This window comes from Streptomyces sp. NPDC001393, from assembly GCF_053597455.1.
This window is the reverse complement of record NZ_JBSFIH010000042.1, coordinates 1-20168: the sequence shown is the minus strand read 5'-3', so window position 1 is coordinate 20168 and position 20168 is coordinate 1. Positions and strand designations below refer to the sequence as shown.

Genomic DNA, 20168 nt, shown 5'->3' with positions numbered 1-20168 from the left:
CTTCAGCCGCCGCTAGCGCAGGCGACGCAGAAACCTCACTGCTCGTCGAACAGGCTCGTCACCGAACCATCCTCGAACACCTCACGCACCGCACTCGCAATCGTCGGAGCGATCGACAACACCTTGATCTTGTCCAGATCCCGGCCCAGCTCCGCCGGCGTCGGCAGCGTGTTCGTGAACACGAACTCACTCACCCGCGAGTTCTTCAACCGGTCAGCAGCCGGACCCGACAGCACACCATGCGTGGCCGTGACGATGACATCCTCCGCACCATGCGCGAACAGCGCATCGGCCGCGGCACAGATCGTCCCACCCGTGTCGATCATGTCATCGACCAGGACACACACCCGGCCCTTGACCTCACCCACGACCTCGTGGACCGTCACCTGGTTCGCCACGTCCTTGTCACGCCGCTTGTGCACGATCGCCAGCGGTGCACCCAGCCGGTCACACCACCGGTCCGCCACCCGCACCCGCCCCGCGTCCGGCGACACAACCGTCAACTTGTCCCGGTCCACCTTCTCGCCCACATAGTCGGCAAGCAGCGGCAACGCGAACAGATGATCCACCGGCCCGTCGAAGAAACCCTGGATCTGATCCGTGTGCAGATCCACCGTCAGGATCCGGTCCGCACCCGCCGTCTTCATCAGATCAGCGATCAGACGCGCCGAAATAGGTTCACGACCCCGGTGCTTCTTGTCCTGCCGCGCGTAACCGTAGAACGGCACAATCACCGTGATGGAGCGAGCCGACGCACGCTTCAGCGCGTCGATCATGATCAACTGCTCCATGATCCACTGATTGATCGGAGCCGTGTGGCTCTGGATCACAAAGCAGTCCGCACCACGCGCCGACTCCTGGTAACGGACATAGATCTCACCGTTCGCGAAGTCGAAGGCCTTCGTCGGGACAACCCCGACACCCAGCTCGTGGGCGACCTCCTCGGCAAGCTCGGGGTGGGCGCGGCCGGAGAAGAACATCAACTTCTTCTCGCCGGTCGTCTTGATCCCGGTCACAGCACAGTCTCCTCAGAGGTCGTCTCAGACCAGCCGGCTGCGTCTACGACCTCCCGTCTGGGCATGAGAGGCCGAACCAGCTGGTAGGGGTGCGGGTGCACGTGTGCGGATGTGCACTTATCACGGTACGCCGTGTTTGACGTACCCGTTTCCCGTCAGTCCTCGCTCTCACCCCTCCGGGACGCCGCCTCAGCCGCCCTCGCAGCCGCACTCCCCGGACGCTTCCGAGCCACCCAACCCTCGATATTCCGCTGCTGACCACGGGCCACGGCCAGCGAACCGGGCGGCACATCCTTCGTGATCACAGACCCGGCAGCGGTGTAAGCACCATCCCCGACCGTGACAGGAGCCACAAACATGTTGTCCGAACCCGTCTTGCAGTGCGACCCCACCGTGGTGTGGTGCTTCTCCTCACCGTCGTAGTTCACGAACACACTCGCCGCCCCGATGTTCGTGTACTCACCGATCGTCGCATCCCCCACATACGACAGATGCGGCACCTTCGTGCCCTCACCGATCGACGCGTTCTTCGTCTCGACGTAGGTCCCGATCTTGCCCTTGAGACCCAGACGGGTACCGGGACGCAGATACGCGTACGGCCCCACCGACGCCTGCGGCCCGACCACAGCCCCGTCCGACACCGTGTTGTCCACCCGCGCCCCCGCGCCCACCTGCGTGTCCTTCAACCGGCTGTTCGGCCCCACCTCGGCACCCTCACCGAGATGCGTCGACCCGGACAGCAGCGTGTTCGGGTGAACGACCGCGTCCCGCTCGAAGGTGACCGTCACATCGACCCAGGTGGAGGCCGGATCGATGACCGTCACCCCGTCCAGCATGGCCGCGGTCAGCAACCGGTCGTTCAGAATCCGGCGCGCCTGAGACAACTGCACCCGGTTGTTGATCCCGGCGATCTCCCGGTGATCACCGGCCACGCAAGCACCGACCCGGTGACCGGCCTCACGCAGGATCCCGAGCACATCCGTGAGGTACTCCTCACCCTGGCTGTTGTCCGTCCGCACCTTCTTCAGCGCGTCCGCCAGCAACTGCCCGTCGAACGCGAACACCCCGCTGTTGATCTCCCGGATCGCCCGCTGGACCTCGGACGCGTCCTTGTGCTCCACGATCGCCGTCACCGCGCCGGTCGCGTCGTCACGGATGATCCGCCCATAGCCGGTGGCATCCGGCACCTCAGCAGTGAGAACGGTCACCGCATTGCCGTCGGCGGCGTGGGTGCCGGCGAGCTGCTTGAGGGTGTCGGCGGTGAGCAGAGGCGTGTCCCCACAGACGACCACGACCGTCCCGTCGACAGCCCCGCCCAGCTCCTCCAGGCCCATCCGCACGGCATGCCCGGTGCCGTTCTGCTCGGCCTGCACGGCGGTCCTGGTGGCCGGGTCGATCTCGTTCAGGTGCGCGGTGACCTGCTCCCTGGCGTGCCCGACCACGACGACCAGATTCTCCGGGTCCAACTCGCGGGCGGCGGCCAGCACATGGCCCACGAGGGAACGGCCACAGATCTCGTGCAGGACCTTCGGTGTGGCCGACTTCATACGGGTGCCCTCACCCGCTGCGAGAACGACGACGGCTGCCGGGCGGATGGCGCTCACGGGGTTGCCCTTCGGCTGTGGGTGGGTGGGGATGACAGCCGCAGGATACCGGGGTGTTACTTGGGGGAGGTGAGAGCGGGCCCTGACTGTGCAGTCAGGGCCCGCTTGGGCGGCTCCCGGGGCAGGAGTCGAACCTGCGTCTTACCTGGATTCAAAGTCCAGTCGCCCCTACCGACAGAGCAACCCGGGATTGCCGCGCTTAGCCTACGTGCTTCGTTGATCGGCTGCTACCACCATCCCGGACCACCAGCCTTCGATGCGGCGGTACAAATCGGCGCCCTTCAGGACCGTGATCACGAGACAGCCCCGGTAGTTGTCGCCGGTGTTCTTGCGTACCGTCTTCGGGTTGTGCTTCTTCAGCGTGGTCTTGTTGAAGGCGCTGCTGTCGGCTCCTACTAAGGTCGCCCAGTACTGCTCGGCGGCATTGACGTCAGCGCTCTCATGGATCATGACGTGGAAGCGCAGACGCTCCCGTGCGACCCCGAGCAGGTCGAGCCAAGTCACGTAGAACCGGATCACGCCCGGATCGCTGTTGACGATGGTGACAACCTCTCGGCGAGAGTACGGCTTGCTCTTCTGGCCTTCGGCCCAGTACAAGGCAACCCCGGCTACGAACAACTCACGGTCCGACAGGTTGCTGGTCACGGCGGCAGCCTGCTTTGTGCGATGGCGCTCTTCGTCCTGAGCGCTGCGCAGGCGTGCCAACCCGGCATTCATGAGCGCTCGCTGCTCCTCCGGTGTGTACCGCGGCTCCGGCCTCGGCAGATCCCGCACCCACAACGACACCGAACTCCGCGAGCACCCCAGCTCCGTCTCGATCTGGTCGTAGGTCCAGCCCTGGAGTCGTAGCTCTCGAGCCTTTGCCCGGAGGTCGTCCTTGGCTCGCGGGCGCTTCGTCCACCCCGGCGGCGGTTCCCCCTTCACCAGCTGGTTGAGGATGTCGTTGTTGAAGATCTTCAGCTCGTCCCGGATCTGCCGGAGGCTGTAGCCGGCCCGCCGCAAGGTGACCGCCCGTTCCCGCAAGCCCTCGAAGTCGGCGTATTTGCTGTGTGAATGTGCCATAGGCATACCGTCCGGCCGGAATGAGGTGTTCCGGGGGTCGAACAGGAGGGGTTCACCAGTTCGAGTGATTTCGGTGGGTTTCGAGGTCGGCCGGTTACGGAGTGTGGTGTGTGGAGGTAGGCGAAAGTCACCGGAAAAGGCGCACCGGTCGCCCGTAGGCTGGACGTATGACCATGACGGGGGAAGAGCACGCCAAGGGCCTGACCGGCCCGTGGTGGTGGACCAGGTGGCGTAGTGCGGCGCTCGACGGGAGTCTGGCGCTGGTGTCCGCCGTGGAGTGCGGTGCGGAGGGGGTTCCGTTCGCGCGGGATGCCGGGATTCCGGTGGCGGTGGGGGTCGTTTTCGGGGTGATCGCCGGGTCCGTGTTGCTCGTACGGCGGAAGTGGCCGATTGCCGTCGTCCTCGTGGCGATCGCGATCACGCCGGCGCAGATGGGGTTCCTGCTGGGGGTCGTCGGCCTGTACACGCTGGCCGCGTGTGAGGTGCCGAGGCGGGTCATCGGGGCGCTGGCGGGGATGTCGCTGATGGGTACGGCGGTCGTGACGTTCGTGCGGGTGCGGCAGGACATGGCGCGGGGCGATCTGACGCTGGGTGACTGGTTCGTGCCGTTCGCGGCGGTGACAACGGCGTTGGGGTTGACGGCTCCGCCGGTGTTGCTGGGTTTGTACGTGGGGGCGCGGCGGCGGTTGATGGAGAGTCTCAGGGAGCGGGCGGACAGTCTGGAGCGGGAGCTTCAGTTGCTGGCGGAGCGGGCGGAGGAGCGGGCCGAGTGGGCCAGGAACGAGGAGCGGACGCGGATCGCTCGTGAGATGCATGACGTGGTCGCGCATCGGGTGAGTCTGATGGTGGTGCATGCTGCGGCGCTTCAGGCGGTGGCGCGGAAGGATCCGGAGAAGGCGGTGCGGAATGCGGCGCTGGTGGGGGACATGGGGCGGCAGGCGTTGACCGAGTTGCGGGAGATGCTGGGGGTGCTGCGGGCGGGGGAGGATCCGGTGCGGCGTGCTGCGGGGGTGCCGTTGGTGGCGGTGCGGGAGGCGGCTGAGGCTGCGGCTTCGCGGGCTGTGGTGGAGGACGGGCCGTGTCTGTCGGAGCTGGAGGAGTTGGTGGGGCAGTCGGCGGCTGCGGGGATGGTCGTGGATCTGTTGGTGGAGGGGGAGGTGCGGTCGTATGCGGCGGAGGTCGAGCAGACGGCGTACCGGGTGGTGCAGGAGGCGTTGACGAACGTCCACAAGCATGCGGCGGGTGCGAAGACGCATGTGCGGCTCGCGCATCGGGTGTCGGAGATCGCGATGCAGGTGGAGAACGAGCCGCCGCCGGAGCCGGGGTCGGCGTCGGCGGCGGGGTTGCCGTCGGGTGGGAACGGTCTGGTGGGGATGCGGGAGCGGGTTGCGGCGCTGGGTGGTGTGTTTGTGTCGGGGCCGACGGATGCGGGGGGTTTCCGGGTGTCGGCGGTGATTCCGGCGGCGTAGGTCCGCGCTGGTGGTGTCAGTCCGCTCTTGTGGTGTCAGCCGGCGGTGAGGCGTACGGGTTCGATGCCGGTGATGAGGGTGGCGAAGGCGTGGTCGATGTCGGGGCCGACGTACCAGTCGCCGGTGTGGTCGAGGGTGTAGACGCGGCCTTCGGTGTCGATGGCGAGGACGGCGGCGGTGTCGGTCTCCTGGCCGAGGGGGCAGAGTTCGGTGGCGAGGGCGCGGCCGAGGTCGCCGAGGGTGCGGGCGTGGTGGAGGCCGTGGAGGGGGTCGAGGTGGAGGGTGGCGGGGGCGATCTGGCGGCCGGGGCCGTTGGGGTTGATGGTGAGGCCGCCGAATTCGGCCCAGGCTTCGACGGCGGCGGGGAAGACGGTGTGCCGGTGTCCGGCGGGTGAGGTGTGTTCGCGCAGGGTGTCGGCCCAGATTTCCGCCTGTTTTATGTCCCAGCGTCCGGGTTGCCAGCCGGCGGCGCGCAGGGCGGCGTCGACGAGTACGGGGAAGCGGGATGGGGGTCCCCCCGGTCGAGCGGAGCCGAGACTGGGGGAGGAGGTGCGGTCGGGGTGCATCTGCCCTTCGTTCGTCGTGCCTGTGGGGTGGTACTTCGGTTGACGGTGGTTTTCAGCCGTCGGTTGCCGTGGGGTCGACGATGCGGACGCCGAAGTGGGCGCTGAGGGCGGTGCAGGCGCGGCAGGGGGTGGCGAAGCTGCCGTGGAGGGGGTCGCCGTCCTCGCGTATGCGGCGGGCGGTGAGTTTGGCGTTCTTGAGGGCTTTGCGGGCTTCGCCGTTGGTCATGGGTTTGCGGGCGGCGCGTTTGCTGCGGGTGGCGTCGGCGGTGGTGAGGTGCCGGGAGATGAGGATGGTTTCGGCGCAGCGGCCGGTGAAGCGGTCGCGTTCGCCGCTGGTGAGGGTGTCGAGGAAGTCCTGGACGAGGGGGTGCAGGGGTGGGGGTTGGTCGCTGCGGGCGGCGGTGCCGGTGAGGGTGGTGCCGCGGACGGAGAGGGCGGCGGCGACGGTGGGCAGGATGCCGTCGCGGCGGTGGCGGAGGGTGGGGGCGGGGGGTGTGTCGGTGCCGCTCCAGCCGATGCGTGGGTCGCCGGCCCGCACGTCGGTACCTCCGGTTCGCAAGGTGTTCATGATCGTTTTTCCCCTCCCCGGGTGTCCCCGGCATCCCCCGAAGGACACAGGGTGCCAAATGCCGTGGCCGGTGCGGAAGCTGGGGCGGTGCGACACGCCCGGGTCGGGGGGTGGTCGTCACGGTGGGGTGACGGCTGGTCACGGATGTGAGGGGTGGTGTGCGGGATGCGGAGGGGATGGTTCTCCGGGGACGTGGTGGGCCGGTGACCGGGATTCGTGTACCGCATAGGCTGTCGGCATCCGCGATCGACACCGCCGTTTTTGAGGCCAGAGAGAACGCCGCAGGGGGCTACCGCCATGACGACAGGTCGGCTCGGGCAGCAAGCCGCGCCGCCGAACGCGGCCTATGCCGGGCAGGTCGTGCATTTTCCGGATCCGGTCCGGGCGGCGCGTCACCCGAGAGGGGTACGGGTCGATGAGCGTGGTTACCCGGATTTCTCTCCGTACGCGCGCGTGGCGGTGGAGATCGCCGAGCCGCCGGAGGGTTTCGGGGTCGACGAGTTGCGGCTGACGGATTTCGTGTCGGCGAACGCGGCGTGGGCGGCGGAGCGGCACGAGTTGTGGGACACGGTGCCGGATGTGGCGACGCCGCACGGCTGGACGTGGCATCACGTGGCGGGGACGCGGCGGCTGGAGCTGGTTCCGGTCGAGGTGAAGGCGTTGCTGCGGCATCACGGTGGGGTGGCGACGGCGGCGGTGGACCACGCGAAGCGGGGGACGCGGCCGTTGCAGGAGACGCGGCCGGCGCATTTCGGGCTGCCGAAGTCGGGTGTGGCGGTGTCGGAGGCGCAGGTGCAGGGGGTCGAGGAGGAGCTCGGCTACCGGCTTCCGGGCGCGTATCGCTCGTTCTTGAAGGCGGCGGGCGGGTGTGCGCCGGTGGGTACGGCGCTGGACGCCGAGTTGGGGTTGTTGGTGGACCAGCCGTTCTTCACGGTGCGTGACGAGGCGGCCGTGAATGACCTGGTGTACGTCAACAAGTGCCTGCGCGACCATCTGACGAAGGATTACCTCGGGGTGGCGTTCGTGCAGGGCGGGTTGCTCGCGGTGAAGGTGAAGGGCGAGCGGCCTGGTTCGGTCTGGTTCTGCGCGTACGACGATGTGCGTGATGTGGATCCGTCGTGGTCGGCGGCGGAGCGGGTGGAGCGTCTGCTGCTGCCGTGCGGTGAGGATTTCGACGTCTTTCTGTCGCGGCTGGCGGGCAGTCCGCCGGAGTTGGAGACGGTGGCGAATCTGATGGTCGACGGCGGTTTCGCCCGTGTCGTTCCGGTGTCTTCCGGCCCGGTGGGGGAGTGAGCTTCAGGCGATGGTGACCTACGCGCAGGCGCAGGAGCGCGCCGAGGAGTGGATCAACGGTGACGTGCCCGCGTACCAGCATCGTGAGGTGCGGGTGCGGGAGTTCGAGCTGGGTTTCGTGGTGTGGGGCGAGGACCGGGCGGAGGGTCCGCGTTCGGACGCGGGTGCGCAGCGGCTGGTGATCGCCCGGGACAGCGGGGATGCGACGCTGTGGCCGGGGTTGCCGGTGGGTGAGGTGATCCGCCGGTACGAGGAGGAGTACGGCCGTGCGGATGAGCCGCAGGATGCCGTTCCGGCGCCGGCTGCTGCGCGGGTGGATCTGAATCAGACGTCGTTCCTGCTGACTCCTCCGGAGTGGTTGCAGGAGGCGGCGGACAAGCTGGGCATCGGGGACCGGCGGCCAGGGGGCGAGGCCGGTTCGGAGGCTGGTGCGGGTACGTCCGGCGCCGGTGTCGGAGCGGGAACGTCCGGGGCCGCTGCTGGTGTCGGGGTGTCCGGGGCCGGTGCTGGTGGTGAGGCTTCGTCCGGTGGTGCTTCGTCCGGTGGGGCGGGGCTCGCGCAGACGCAGGCGGGGGTGCCCGCTTCGGGGGGCGCGCCGTCCGCGGATGTGCCGGTGGGGGCCACGCCCTGGGCCGGTACGGACACGAACGGGGACTCCGGTGAGGACGACCGTTCGGTGCCGTTGCCGGCGACGGTGTTCGCGCCGCCGTTGAGCGATTCCGCCGACGAGGCTCCGAAGCCGCCCGTGAGCGCGCCGGATGCGAAGACGGCGTTGATGTCGGGGGGCAGCCAGCTGCCGCCGACGGCGGTCGCGCCGGCACTCGATTCTGCGAACGCGCCGGGCGTGCAGGGCTTCCCGCCGGGCGCGCCCGGCACGCCTGGCGTACCCGCAGCGCCCGCCGCTCCCGGTGCGCCGGGTGTTCCGCAGGCCAGCACGCCTCCGCCGCCGCCCGGTACGCCGCCGTACGGCTACCCGCAGCCGCCGGCGGTTCCCGGTACGCCTCCGCCGGGCGCACCCGCGTACCCGCCGGCGCCCGGCACGCCGTTGCCGCCCCCCGTCGCTCCCGGTGTGCCGGGTGTTCCGCAGGGCAGCACGCCCCCGCCGCCCCCGGGCGCGCCGAACTACGGCTATCCGCAGGGTCCCGGTGCTCCGCAGGGTGCTCCCGGTTACGGCTACCCGCAGGCGCCCGGCGATGCGGCGGGTGCGCCGCAGCCTCCGGTCGACGCGGGTGCCTCGGCGCGGCGGCTCGCGCCGAACGCCGGGGACATCGCGGATGCCGCGACGAGCAGGGCCGCGCCGCCGCCGAAGAAGGGGCGCGGTGGTGTGAGTGCGCCGCCTCCGCCGCCGGGTACCCCTGGTACGCCGGGCGCGCGCCCAGGGAATGCGGCGCCGCCTCCCGCGCCGGGTGCGTCGGCCGGTGGGTATGTGCCGACGCGGCTGGTATCGGCGCTCGGTCCGGAAGGGCCTGATGGTCCCGGTGGTGCCGGTGCGCCTGCCGGTCCCGGCGGTGCGGACGGGGCGCAGGCGCCGGGTGTGCCGAACGTTCCGGGCGCCCCTCATCCGCCTGCCGCGCCTGCGGGCAACGTGCACCACGCGGCCACGGTGCTGGCCGATCCCAGCCAGTTGGGTGCGGGCGCGCCGCAGCCGCCGGGCGCCCCGGGTGTTCCCGGCATGCCGGGCGCGCAGGGCGGTCCGGGCGCCCCGGGCATGCCGAACCCGCCGGGCACTCCCGCGGCTCCGGGCGCCCCGGGCATGCCTCCTGTGCCTGGCGCGCCGCAGCCTCCGAGCGCCCCCGCGGCGCCCGGAGTCCCCGGCGCCCCACAGCCGCCGAGCGCCCCTGCCGGTCCCGGCACGCCGGGAGCGCCCGGCACGCCCGGTGCTCCGGGCGGAGGGCGTGGGGCCGTGCACCACGCGGAGACCGTGCTGGCCGCGCCCCCGGTGACCGGTCCGGGCGCACCCCCGCCGCCGCCCGCCCCTGGCGCACTCGGTGCGCCGGGCGCCCCGGGCATGCCGCCGGGCCCTCCGGGGGCTCCGGGCGCCCCGCAGCCGATGCCGCCGGGCGCGCCCGGGCAGCCGCCGGCGTACGGGTATCCGCAGCAGGGGCAGCCGACGGTCGGTCCCGGCTACCAGGCTGTGCTGCGCTATCGCGCGCAGGACGGTTCCGAGCAGCAGCTGATCCGGCGTTCGGCGCCGGGTACGCCGCACCCGGAGTGGCAGATCTTCCACGAGCTGCGGGCGATGAACGTGCCGCCGGACCAGGTGCTGGAGCTGCACACCGAGCTGGAGTCGTGCGAGCTGCCGGGTGCCTACTGTGCGCGGATGATCCGGGAGCAGTGGCCGCAGGCGCGGATCACGAGCATCGCGCCGTACGGCACGGACCACGCGAGCCGGCAGCAGGGCATGCAGCAACTGCTGGCGCACCAGGGCGAGTTGCACCAGGTGGCGGACGGGCCGGCGCGGCCTGCGCCGGTGCGGGCGCCGTTGCCGCCGGTCCAGGCCGCGCCGCCGGTTCCGCCGGAGGGCATCGCGCAGGAGCTGGCGGCGGCGTTCGGGCCGGGGATCTTCCGGTTCGAGCAGCAGGCGGTGTCGCGGCAGGGTGTGCCGCCGATCGTGGCGCACACGCTGGTCGTGGCCGGTCTGCCGGTGGACATGGGCCCGTTCTTCTGGGCGCAGGCCCAGCCGGGCCGCCCCGTTCCGACGCTGGCGGAGCTGGCGGCCGAGCGCGGGGTGCAGCCGGCGGCGGACGCGGGGTCGTACCTGGTCATGGGCACCGACTTCGGCAAGGCGCTGTGTGTGCAGTACGGGACGGCGAACATCGTGGCCGTGCCGGTGGAGACGGGGCCGGGCGGGGCTGCGGTGCCGCCGCAGTTCGTGAACACCGGGTTGCCGGAGTTCGCGCGCTGCCTGGCGCTGCTGGGCCGGATGTGGCGCCTGCGGTACGGGCTGAACCAGGAGCAGGCGGGCCGCTGGACCGTCGACTTCCAGGCGCAGCTCGCGGCCCTGGACCCGGCGGCGCTCGGTTCGCCGGAGAGCTGGTGGTCGGTGCTGCTGGAGCAGATGTGGGACGGGCTGCTCTGAGCCCGCCCGGCACACGGGGCACGTCGGCCGTGTGAGCGCGTCATGCCCTTCACGCGATGCCCTTCACGCGCGCGTGAAGGGCATGACGCGCCGTTGGACCGGTGGACTTCCGGAGCTCGCGGCGTACGCGGGTGTTCGCCGACCCGCGCCTCCTGACCGCGTTCGCGCCCTCCACTCCCGCCCCCGCCCCCCCCGCTCCCCCTCCCCCTTCGCCCCTGAGACGACGCCGCCTCCCGCCGCCGTCCCCTCGCGTTTTCCTCCCTCTCGGCCGAACGGGTGGGCGCCGCCGCCGTCTGAAGCGCCTTGGGAGGCCGGCTCGACGATGGGCCGTTTCCTCGCCCTGTAGGGGACTCCCGCCGACCCCGACGCGTTCGGCCGGCACTACCGGGTGGTGTACGCCGCGGCATGGTCGGCCGGGAGACGGCGCCGGTGTGCCGGGGTGTGCCGTCCTGCCTGGTCGCGACGCCGGAGTGGGATGCGCCGGGAAGAGCTGCGCGCGGCGTTGGCCTCGCCGTGGGGCGCCCGTTCGCAGCGTGATCATCACCCCGGGGGAGGGCGTGCTGCAGCCGCCCGTCCGCCTCGTCGATCGGGACGATGCGGGATGCGGAGCGTGACGTGAGCGCGGAGTGTCGCGTTATGCATACTTAAGTCCGATCCATCAAGATGTGCGCCACATCGTCCTGTCGTGTATGTCCGGTGGAGAGGGGTTCCCAGGGTGAGCAGCGCATCGATGTCGCCGCACGGCTTCGTGACCGTCCGGGGGCGCGGCTACCGACCCGATCAGGTCGACGCCTACCTGGAGCAGTTGTCGGACGACCGCGACGCCGCGTGGGAGCGGGCCGCGAGGCTGACGGTGCTCGCCAAGGAGATGGGGGCGGAGGCCGCGCGGATGCGCGAGGTCGTCGCCGAACTCCCGCCGCAGACGTACGAGTCGCTCGGCGAGGGTGCACGGCGGTTGTTCCAGTTCGTGCTGGAGGAGGAGGCGGATCTCCGCGAGCGCACGCGGCGTGAGGCACACGAGCACCTCGCCCAGGCCGAAGCCCGCGCCGAGAGCGTACGCAGGCAGGCGCAGGAAGCGGCGGACGCGCTCCGCGCGGAAGCCGACGAACACGCCCACCGGCGGCTCCTCGCCGCGCGCGCCGAAGCCGACGGCATCCGCGTCGGCGCCCGGCGCGAGGTGAAGGAAGGGCGCTCGGAGGCGCTCGCCGCGTTGCGCGAGGTACGGCAGCGCACCACCGGCATGCTCGCCGGGCAGGCCCGGGAGCACGCCGAGCGGTGGGCCGAGGTCGAGCGCGAGGAGGCCGAGCGGATCGCCGAACTGGATGCCCGGCACACCGAGCGGGTGAGCCGGGCCGAGGCCGCGCTGTCCGCCGCCGAGCGCGCCCTCGGGGAGGCCGAGGAGTACGCGCGCCGCAGCCAGGACGAGGCACTCGCGCGTGCCGCCGAGATCATCGCCGACGCGCGTGTGCGCGAGGAACGCATCGCCCGGGCGACCGAAGAGGTGCTGCGCGAGCACGGCGAGACCTGGGACGACGTGCAGGCGCACATGGACCACATGCGCAGCAGGCTGACCTCGCTGACCGGCCAGGTCGCCCGGGAATGACCGTGCGGCCGCCTCACCCGCGGCCCGCTCAACTCCCCTTCCGTGCCGCCCCCGCCAGGATCCATCCCTCCACCGCCTCGTACTGGTGCCGCTGTTGCTCCGCCTTGGCGCGGCCCGAGGCGATGGTGCCGAGCCAGCCGAAGAGGAAGCCGGCCGGGATGGAGACGATGCCGGTCGTGGTGAAGGGGAACCAGTTGAAGTCGGCGTGCGGGAAGGCCGAGACGGGTGAGCCGGAGACCAGGTTGGTGCCCGGCATGAGCAGCAGCACGGTCAGCGTGCCCCCGATGAGCGTCGCCAGCAGCCCGCTGCGGGTGTAGCGGCGCCAGAACAGCCCGTACACCAGGGCGGGCGCTATGGCCGAGGCGCCCAGGCAGAAGGAGAGCGTCACCAGGGGCTGCAGGCTGTGGTGCTGCACCATCGTGGCGAGCAGGATCGTCGGCACCCCTATGGCGAGCGCCGAGACGCGGGCGAGGGCCATCTCGCGCCGGGCCGGCATCTCCTGCACGCGGGCCGCGAACACGTCGTGGGCGAGGGAGTTGGCGCAGGCGAGGATCATCCCGGCGACCGAGGCGAGCAGGGTCAGGAAGATCGCCGTGGTCACCATGGTGAACAGGAACGTCTCGGCCGTGGACACGTCGGCGCCGAACGCCGCCCGCGAGCCCAGCAGGTAGGCGGTGTTGCCCTGCGGGTCGGCCCCGGCGATCACGGCACGCCCGAGCAGTGCCGTGGCGCCGAACCCGACCACCGTGATGACCAGCACGAACAGGGCGACGATCGACACCGCCCAGGACATCGAGCGGCGCACCTGGCGGGCGCTGGAGGCGGTGTACATGCGCATGGTGATGTGCGGCAGGCAGGCGCCGCCGAGCACCACGGTCAGCTCCGAGGCGATCATGTCCAGACGGGACCGGCCCGACGTGCCGAACTGCAGCCCGGAGTGCAGGAAGGCCGGCCCGGCGCCGCTCTGCCGCGAGGCCGCGGTGAACAGCGCGCCCGGATCCCAGTCGAAGTGGCGCAGGATCAGTACGGCGACCACGGCGCCCGACCCGACCAGCATCACGATCTTCAGGATCTGGATGAGGGCGGTGCCCTTCATGCCCCCGATCGCCGCATAGGCGATCATCAGGGCACCCAGCCCGACGACGCACGCGGTCTTCAGCGACTGGTCGGTGAAGCCCAGGATGAACGCCATCAGCTGGCCGGTTCCGGCGAGTTGGACCAGCATCAGCGGCAGCAGCGCGGCGATGGTCACCGCGCAGGCCGTCATGCGCACGGCGCGTCCCGGCAGTCGACGGGCGAGCGCGTCGCCCATGGTGAACCGGCCCGCGTTGCGCAGCGGTTCGGCCAGCAGGAACATCAGCAGCATCAGCGACAGCGCGGTGCTCAGGGCGAGGACGACCCCGTCGTAGCCGCACAGGGCGATCACGCCGCCGGTGCCGAGGACGGTGGCCGCGGAGATGTAGTCCCCGGCGATGGCGAGGCCGTTGCGCAGCGGGGACAGGGAGCCGTAGCCGGTGTAGAACTCGTCGAGGTCGTCGCGGTCGGGGCCGGTCATCACGCACAGCAGCAGGGTCACCGTGGTGACGGTGGAGAAGGCGACCAGGGACATGGGCTGGGCCGGGCCGCTGAAACCGGCGAAGCCTCCCACGGCCGGGGTGCCGGCGGCGGTCATCGCAGCGCTCCCCGGCGGGCGTCCAGTTCGGCCTGCTTGCGGATGCGGTCCGCGAGCGGATCGACGTGCCGGCGCGCGGTGTGCTCGTACAGCGCGATCGCGAGCCAGGTGACCGGGAGCTGGATCAGGGCGAGCAGCAGGCCGGCGGGGATGCCGTCGGCGACCGTGCGTGTCATCACGCCGGGTGCGGACGCGGACAGCACCAGGAACAGCGTGAAGTAGCCGAGCGCGGTGAGCGTGGCCGTACGCCGCTGCCAGCGGTAGGCGCTGCGCAGCACCCGCAGGTCGCTGTGGTGGCCGAGGGGTTCGCGGGGCGGCCGTCGGTCCGGGCGCGGCTGCGGGGGAGCGGGCTGCCAGGGGTAGGTGAGGTGGGGCGGGCCGTAGGAGGCGGGAGGTGTGTCGTAGGGGGAGGACGGCTGGGGTGGGTACGACGGGTGCGGCGGGTCGTAGGACATCCCGGGGCTCCTTGCGCGGCTCGGGTCCGTGGCGGCGGACCGCAGGGAGGTGGCGGGTGGGGTGTGGAGCCACGCACGCTACTCGCGGGCCGGCGGGCCGCGTGGCGTTTTCATCGAACTGGCCGGTCGGTATGCGCTTACTACGCGGGCCGTATGCGCTTGCTGCACAGGAACGCGTTCCCGCTACTGCACGGAAACGCTTTCCCGCCCGGGGTGTTGCCCGCGTTGACGCGGCCCTCCGTGTGCCGCGGGTGCGGTCACTCCTCGCGCACCGGGAACCGCCGCGGCGCCACCAGCAGCAGCACCAGGAAGGCCAGGGCCGCCGCGGCCGCCGCGCCGAGGTACACCGCGTGCACCGCGTCGGCGATCGCGCGCCGGGTCGCCTCCGGGGCCGTACCGGCGTCCAGCGCGCGCGTGACGGAGTCCAGATCGCCGGCCCCGCCCAGCCGCGCGGCCAGTACGCCGTTGGCGACGGCGCCGAACAGGGAGGCGCCCAGGGTCTGTCCGGTCTGCCGGCAGAACAGCACGGACGCGGTCGTGGTGCCCCGCTCCGACCAGCCCACCGTCGACTGCACCCCGACGATCAGCGGCAGCTGGAACAGGCCGAGCGCCGCGCCCAGCAGGAGCATGAGCAGCGCCGGCTGCCACCACGAGCCGGGGTAGGGCAGCAGGGGGAACGCGCACAGGATCAGCGCGGCCACGCCGATGCCGAGCAGTGCGGTGTCGCGGAAGCCGATGCGGCGGTAGACGTGCTGGCTGAGCGCCGCCGACACCGGCCAGCTGAGCGTCCACACCGACAGCACGAACCCGGCGGCCACGGGCGCGAGTTTGAGCACCGACTGCGCGTACGTCGGCAGGAACACGCTCGGCGCCACCATCAGCAGCCCCAGCGCGCCGAGCGCCAGGTTGACGGCCGCGATCGTGCGGCGCCGCCACACCCACCCCGGGATGATCGGCTGCGCCGCCCGCCGCTCCACCACGACTACGACACCGGCCAGCGCCAGGCCGGTGCCGAACAGCGTGAGCGACGGCGCCGACAGCCACGGCCAGGCGACCCCGCCCTGCACCAGCGCGGTCAGCAGCACCCCGCCGCACGCGAACACCGCGAGCGCACCGGCCCAGTCCACGCGCGCGTGGCCGCCGTTTTCCGGCTTCTCCCGCTCGGCCTCGTGCAGATGACGGACGACCAGCCACAGCGCGGCCGCGCCGATCGGCAGGTTGACCAGGAAGATCCAGCGCCAGTCGGCGTACGCGGCGAGCACCCCGCCGAGGCCCGGCCCCGCCACCGCCGACACCGCCCACACCGTGGACAGCCTGGACTGGATCTTCGGGCGCTCCGCCAGCGGATACAGATCGGCGGCGAGTGTCTGCACGGTGCCCTGCAGCGCCCCGCCGCCCAGCCCCTGCACGATCCGGAACGCGATCAGCGCCGCCATGTTCCAGGCGCCCGCGCACAGCAGCGAGCCCAGCAGGAACACGGCCGCGCCCGTCACCAGCACCGGCTTGCGGCCGAAGGTGTCGGACAGCTTGCCGTAGACAGGGAGCGTGACGGTCACGGCGAGCAGATAGCCGGAGAAGAGCCAGGAGAAGACGGAGAACCCGCCGAGGTCGCCGACGATCTGCGGTACGGCCGTGGAGACGATGGTGGCGTCCAGCGCGGCCAGCGCCATCGCCAGCATCAGCGCGGCGACGACCGCGCCCCTCCGGCGCGTTCCGGCGGCCTGCGCGGCCCCCTTGCGTATCGCGGGTGTCGTACTCCCCACCGGACATCCCCTCCCCGTGCCCCTTGCACCTATCTCCGGTACGACAGCTTCCCATTGACCCTCACGCGACGGGAGGGTGGAGACTTTGCGGACCGACGGGTGGAGACGACCCCGAGAAGGCCTCCGCCCGGGGGTGGAGCACCCCTAGGGGTCTCTCCGTACTACGGCTCGGGGCGGGTTCGTCCCGGCGGAGGACGAGAGGGACCGGGCCCGGTCCTTAACCTGGCTTTACGCCGCTGGGGGGCGGCTGACCGCACCGGCGGGGTGGGGTTTTCCCCCGGGAAAGACGGGGCTTCGCACCAGCGCGTGACGGCCCCGCCGGCCGCGAGACTCATCGACGTACTCAGGACGACGCGCCGCAACCGCGGCGCACCTGCATCGACCTGTCGACCGACATAGGAGACATACCGTGACATCGGCTGTGACCATTCCCAGGCACGGGGGTACTGGAGGGCAGACGGCCGTTGCCGCGCGGGCGCGGCAGGTCGTGAAGGCGTACGGGTCCGGCGAGACCCGTGTCGTCGCCCTCGATCACGTCGACGTGGACATCATGCGCGGCCAGTTCACCGCGATCATGGGCCCCTCGGGGTCCGGCAAGTCCACGCTGATGCACTGCCTCGCCGGCCTCGACACCGTCACCAGCGGCCAGATCCACCTGGACGAGACCGAGATCACCGGCCTGAAGGACAAGAAGCTCACCCAGCTGCGCCGGGACCGGATCGGCTTCATCTTCCAGGCGTTCAACCTGCTGCCGACGCTGAACGCCATCGAGAACATCACGCTGCCCATGGACATCGCCGGCCGCAAGCCGGACCGGGCTTGGCTGGACCGCGTGGTGGAGACCGTCGGGCTCGCCGGACGCCTCAAGCACCGGCCCGCCCAGCTCTCCGGCGGCCAGCAGCAGCGCGTCGCCGTGGCCCGCGCCCTCGCCGCCCGCCCGGAGATCATCTTCGGGGACGAGCCCACCGGAAACCTCGACTCGCGCGCCGGCGCCGAAGTCCTCGGCTTCCTGCGCCGCTCGGTGGACGAACTCGGCCAGACCATCGTGATGGTCACCCACGACCCCGTCGCCGCCTCCTACGCCGACCGCGTGCTCTACCTCGCCGACGGCCGGATCGTCGACGAGATGTACCAGCCGACGGCCGATCAGGTCCTGGACCGCATGAAGGACTTCGACGCCCGGGGGCGTACGTCATGACCGTCCTGAAGACCTCGCTGCGCAACTTCTTCGCGCACAAGGGCCGTATGGCGCTCTCCGCGATCGCGGTCCTGCTGTCGGTGGCCTTCGTCAGCGGAACCCTTGTCTTCACCGACACCATGAACACCACCTTCGACAAGCTCTTCCAGGCCACGGCCTCGGACGTGACGGTCGCCGCGAAGGGCTCCTCCGACAGCGGTGAGACCACCGACCGCACCGGCAAGCCGCCGGTCATGCCGGCCTCCGTCGTCGGCCAGGTGCAAGGCGCCCGGGGCGTCGCGAAGGCCGAGGGCACGGTGTTCTCCACCTCGGTGACCGTCATCGACGCCAAGAAGGACAAGCTCTCGCCCAGCAGCGGCGCGCCGACCATCGTCGGCAGCTGGAACGGCAACGACGCCCGCACCATGAAGATCACCACAGGTACGGCGCCCCAGGGCCCGGACCAGGTCATGGTCGACCAGGACACCGCCGACAAGCACCACCTCAAGCTCGGCGACGACATCGGCATGATCTCCGTCGTCGGCACGCACCACGCGCGCGTGTCCGGCATCGCCGCCTTCAAGGTGACCAACCCCGGCGCGGCGATCTTCTACCTGGACACGAAGACCGCCCAGCAGACCCTGATCGGCCAGACCGGCGTCTACACCGACGTCAACGTCACCGCCGCCAAGGGCGTGACGGACGACCAGCTGAAGAAGAACGTCACAGCCGCCCTCGGCCGCGGCTACAAGGTGCAGACCGCCAAGGAGGTCGCCAACGCCAACCAGAAGAGCGTCGAGAGCTTCCTGAACGTCATGAAGTACGCGATGCTCGGCTTCGCCGGGATCGCCTTCCTCGTCGGCATCTTCCTGATCATCAACACCTTCTCCATGCTGGTCGCCCAGCGCACCCGCGAGATCGGCCTGATGCGCGCCATCGGCTCCTCCCGCAAGCAGGTCAACCGGTCCGTGCTGATCGAGGCGCTGCTGCTCGGCGTGATCGGCTCCGTGCTCGGCGTCGGCGCGGGCGTCGGCATCGCGGTCGGGCTGATGAAGCTCATGGGCAGCATGGGCATGCATCTGTCCACCGACGACCTGACCATCGCCTGGACGACCCCCGCCGTCGGCCTGCTCCTCGGTGTCGTGGTCACCGTCCTGGCCGCCTACCTGCCCGCCCGGCGCGCCGGCAAGGTCTCACCCATGGCCGCCCTGCGCGACGCCGGCGCCCCGGCCGACGCCAAGGCCGGCACCGTCCGGGCCGTGATCGGACTGCTGCTCACCGCCGCCGGCGGCTTCAGCCTGTACGTCGCCGCCACCGCCGACAAGGCCAAGGCCGGCTCGGGCTGGCTGGGCCTGGGCGTGGTGGCCACGCTGATCGGCTTCGTCGTCATCGGCCCGCTGCTGGCCGCCGGACTGGTCCGGATCCTCGGCGCGGTCATGCTGCGGATGTTCGGCCCCGTGGGCCGGATGGCCGAGCGCAACGCGCTGCGCAACCCGCGCCGCACCGGCGCCACCGGCGCCGCCCTCATGATCGGCCTGGCCCTGGTGGCCTGCCTGTCGGTGGTCGGCTCCTCCATGGTCGCCTCGGCCACCGACCAGCTCGACAAGACCGTCGGGACGGACTTCATCATCCAGGCCGACAACGGCCAGCGCGTCGTGCCGCAGGCGGTCCGGCTCATCAAGGACACCCCCGGGCTCGCGCGGGTCACCGAGTACCGCCCGACACTGGCCGACTACACCACGCCCGACGGCCGGACGCTCAAGGACACGGACATCACCGCAGCCGACCCGACCTACGCGACCGACCTGCGCAAGAAGACCGTCGCCGGGAACCTCAAGGACGCCTACCTGCCCGACTCGATGTCCGTCCACGAGAAGTTCGCCAAGGCCCACGGCATCCACCTCGGCTCGAAGATCACCGTCGCGTTCAAGGAGGGCGCCACCGCCCACCTGACGGTACGGGCGATCACCAGCAGCGACGACGTGATCGACCAGGGCGCCCAGTACACGTCGATCGCCACGCTCGCCAAGTACGTCCCCGCCGCGAAGATGCCGCTCGACGAGCTGGTCTTCGCCACCGCCAAGGACGGACAGCAGGCCGCCGCCTACAAGGCCCTGAAGTCGGCCCTGCACGACGACTACCCGCAGCTGACCGTGCGCGACCAGACCGACTACAAGAAGGCCCTGAAGGACCAGATCGGCCAGCTGCTGAACATGATCTACGGCCTGCTGGCGCTCGCGATCATCGTCGCGGTCCTGGGTGTCGTGAACACCCTGGCCCTGTCGGTGGTCGAGCGGACCCGGGAGATCGGCCTGATGCGGGCCATCGGACTCTCCCGCCGCCAGCTGCGCCGCATGATCCGCCTGGAGTCCGTGGTGATCGCCGTCTTCGGCGCCCTGCTCGGCCTCGGCCTGGGCATGGGCTGGGGCGCGACCGCCCAGAAGCTCCTCGCGCTGCAGGGCCTGAAGATCCTGCAGATCCCCTGGCCGACGATCATCACCGTCTTCATCGCCTCGGCCTTCGTGGGCCTGTTCGCCGCACTGATCCCGGCGTTCCGGGCGGGGCGGATGAACGTACTGAACGCCATCGCGACGGACTAGCCGCGCAGGCCGGGCCGACGGGGGGCCACGACCACCGCATACGGGGGTTGCGGGGGAAGACCCGGTGCCGGGGAGCTCGAGGGCTTCCCGGCACCGGGTTTTTGTCGGGCCACTTTTCAGCCGACCGAGTCGGGTGGCGGGTGGGCATAGGCCGGGGGTCCAGGGGGCGGCCGCCGCTAATGGTACTGGCACGGAGGAACAGGACCTCCGTATGTCCGCAGCCAGGAGCAGTCGTTGTGCT

At 71.0% G+C, this 20168-nt stretch carries 14 protein-coding genes and 1 tRNA gene; 6 read left to right on the top strand and 9 right to left on the bottom strand.

From position 1 onward, the window contains the following. Positions 1-35: 35 nt before the first annotated feature. The 4 genes from ACWC2T_RS33015 to ACWC2T_RS33000 form a co-directional block, all read right to left on the bottom strand. Entirely contained in the window at positions 36-1016 is a 981-nt protein-coding gene (locus ACWC2T_RS33015; protein ID WP_450674010.1) for a ribose-phosphate diphosphokinase, read from the bottom strand. 155 nt (positions 1017-1171) lie between these two features. Beyond that, complete coding sequence (gene glmU / locus ACWC2T_RS33010; RefSeq protein WP_450674009.1) at positions 1172-2620, bottom strand: bifunctional UDP-N-acetylglucosamine diphosphorylase/glucosamine-1-phosphate N-acetyltransferase GlmU; 1449 nt, start codon at positions 2618-2620, stop codon at positions 1172-1174. 113 nt (positions 2621-2733) lie between these two features. Beyond that, positions 2734-2810, bottom strand: a tRNA-Gln gene (locus tag ACWC2T_RS33005). A gap of 14 nt (positions 2811-2824) precedes the next feature. Then, positions 2825-3682, bottom strand: a complete 858-nt coding sequence (locus ACWC2T_RS33000; protein ID WP_450674008.1) for a hypothetical protein — start codon at positions 3680-3682, stop codon at positions 2825-2827. Between the two features lie 167 nt (positions 3683-3849). On the opposite strand from ACWC2T_RS33000, the gene ACWC2T_RS32995 reads away from it, so the two are divergent. Beyond that, positions 3850-5151 carry a sensor histidine kinase gene (locus ACWC2T_RS32995; protein WP_450674007.1) on the top strand — a complete coding sequence of 434 codons (1302 nt, stop codon included), beginning with the start codon at positions 3850-3852 and terminating at the stop codon, positions 5149-5151. 35 nt (positions 5152-5186) lie between these two features. On the opposite strand, the gene ACWC2T_RS32990 is transcribed toward ACWC2T_RS32995, so the two are convergent. After that, entirely contained in the window at positions 5187-5717 is a 531-nt protein-coding gene (locus tag ACWC2T_RS32990) for an SUKH-3 domain-containing protein (protein ID WP_450674006.1), read from the bottom strand. Positions 5718-5769: 52 nt separating this feature from the next. Continuing rightward, complete coding sequence (locus tag ACWC2T_RS32985) at positions 5770-6285, bottom strand: YwqJ-related putative deaminase (RefSeq protein WP_450674005.1); 516 nt, start codon at positions 6283-6285, stop codon at positions 5770-5772. A 297-nt stretch (positions 6286-6582) separates the two neighbouring features. On the opposite strand from ACWC2T_RS32985, the gene ACWC2T_RS32980 reads away from it, so the two are divergent. The 3 genes from ACWC2T_RS32980 to ACWC2T_RS32970 all read left to right on the top strand — a co-directional run bounded on the left by ACWC2T_RS32980 (position 6583) and on the right by ACWC2T_RS32970 (position 12260). Beyond that, positions 6583-7578: an SMI1/KNR4 family protein gene (locus tag ACWC2T_RS32980; RefSeq protein ID WP_450674004.1), complete on the top strand. Its 996-nt coding sequence runs from the start codon at positions 6583-6585 to the stop codon at positions 7576-7578. 10 nt (positions 7579-7588) lie between these two features. Beyond that, positions 7589-10657: an SUKH-4 family immunity protein gene (locus tag ACWC2T_RS32975; RefSeq protein ID WP_450674003.1), complete on the top strand. Its 3069-nt coding sequence runs from the start codon at positions 7589-7591 to the stop codon at positions 10655-10657. Positions 10658-11387: 730 nt separating this feature from the next. Continuing rightward, positions 11388-12260, top strand: a complete 873-nt coding sequence (locus tag ACWC2T_RS32970) for a DivIVA domain-containing protein (protein ID WP_450674063.1) — start codon at positions 11388-11390, stop codon at positions 12258-12260. 28 nt (positions 12261-12288) lie between these two features. Here ACWC2T_RS32970 and ACWC2T_RS32965 read toward each other — a convergent pair whose 3' ends face one another. The 3 genes from ACWC2T_RS32965 to ACWC2T_RS32955 form a co-directional block, all read right to left on the bottom strand. Further along, the gene (locus ACWC2T_RS32965) at positions 12289-13932 is read right to left on the bottom strand and encodes a sodium/solute symporter (RefSeq protein ID WP_450674002.1); all 1644 of its coding nucleotides are present in this window, start codon (positions 13930-13932) and stop codon (positions 12289-12291) included. Then, entirely contained in the window at positions 13929-14387 is a 459-nt protein-coding gene (locus ACWC2T_RS32960) for a DUF485 domain-containing protein (RefSeq protein WP_450674001.1), read from the bottom strand. Before ACWC2T_RS32960 ends, ACWC2T_RS32965 begins: the two co-directional genes overlap by 4 nt. A 257-nt stretch (positions 14388-14644) precedes the next feature. Beyond that, a complete protein-coding gene (locus ACWC2T_RS32955; RefSeq protein ID WP_450674000.1) occupies positions 14645-16150 on the bottom strand; it encodes an MFS transporter in 1506 nt (501 codons plus the stop codon). A gap of 409 nt (positions 16151-16559) precedes the next feature. Here ACWC2T_RS32955 and ACWC2T_RS32950 point away from each other — a divergent pair, with 409 nt between their 5' ends. Next, the gene (locus tag ACWC2T_RS32950; protein ID WP_450673999.1) at positions 16560-17348 is read left to right on the top strand and encodes an ABC transporter ATP-binding protein; all 789 of its coding nucleotides are present in this window, start codon (positions 16560-16562) and stop codon (positions 17346-17348) included. After that, a complete protein-coding gene (locus tag ACWC2T_RS32945) occupies positions 17345-19927 on the top strand; it encodes an ABC transporter permease (RefSeq protein WP_450673998.1) in 2583 nt (860 codons plus the stop codon). Before ACWC2T_RS32950 ends, ACWC2T_RS32945 begins: the two co-directional genes overlap by 4 nt. The last annotated feature ends 241 nt before the right edge of the window (positions 19928-20168 follow it).

What these genes read in the sequence shown, in the direction of transcription:
- ACWC2T_RS33000 (WP_450674008.1), bottom strand. Translation starts at nt 3,682, where the DNA reads ATGGCACATTCACACAGCAAATACGCCGACTTCGAGGGCTTGCGGGAA.
- ACWC2T_RS32995 (WP_450674007.1), top strand. Translation starts at nt 3,850, where the DNA reads ATGACCATGACGGGGGAAGAGCACGCCAAGGGCCTGACCGGCCCGTGG.
- ACWC2T_RS32990 (WP_450674006.1), bottom strand. Translation starts at nt 5,717, where the DNA reads ATGCACCCCGACCGCACCTCCTCCCCCAGTCTCGGCTCCGCTCGACCG.
- ACWC2T_RS32985 (WP_450674005.1), bottom strand. Translation starts at nt 6,285, where the DNA reads ATGAACACCTTGCGAACCGGAGGTACCGACGTGCGGGCCGGCGACCCA.
- ACWC2T_RS32980 (WP_450674004.1), top strand. Translation starts at nt 6,583, where the DNA reads ATGACGACAGGTCGGCTCGGGCAGCAAGCCGCGCCGCCGAACGCGGCC.
- ACWC2T_RS32975 (WP_450674003.1), top strand. Translation starts at nt 7,589, where the DNA reads ATGGTGACCTACGCGCAGGCGCAGGAGCGCGCCGAGGAGTGGATCAAC.
- ACWC2T_RS32970 (WP_450674063.1), top strand. Translation starts at nt 11,388, where the DNA reads ATGTCGCCGCACGGCTTCGTGACCGTCCGGGGGCGCGGCTACCGACCC.
- ACWC2T_RS32965 (WP_450674002.1), bottom strand. Translation starts at nt 13,932, where the DNA reads ATGACCGCCGCCGGCACCCCGGCCGTGGGAGGCTTCGCCGGTTTCAGC.
- ACWC2T_RS32960 (WP_450674001.1), bottom strand. Translation starts at nt 14,387, where the DNA reads ATGTCCTACGACCCGCCGCACCCGTCGTACCCACCCCAGCCGTCCTCC.
- ACWC2T_RS32945 (WP_450673998.1), top strand. Translation starts at nt 17,345, where the DNA reads ATGACCGTCCTGAAGACCTCGCTGCGCAACTTCTTCGCGCACAAGGGC.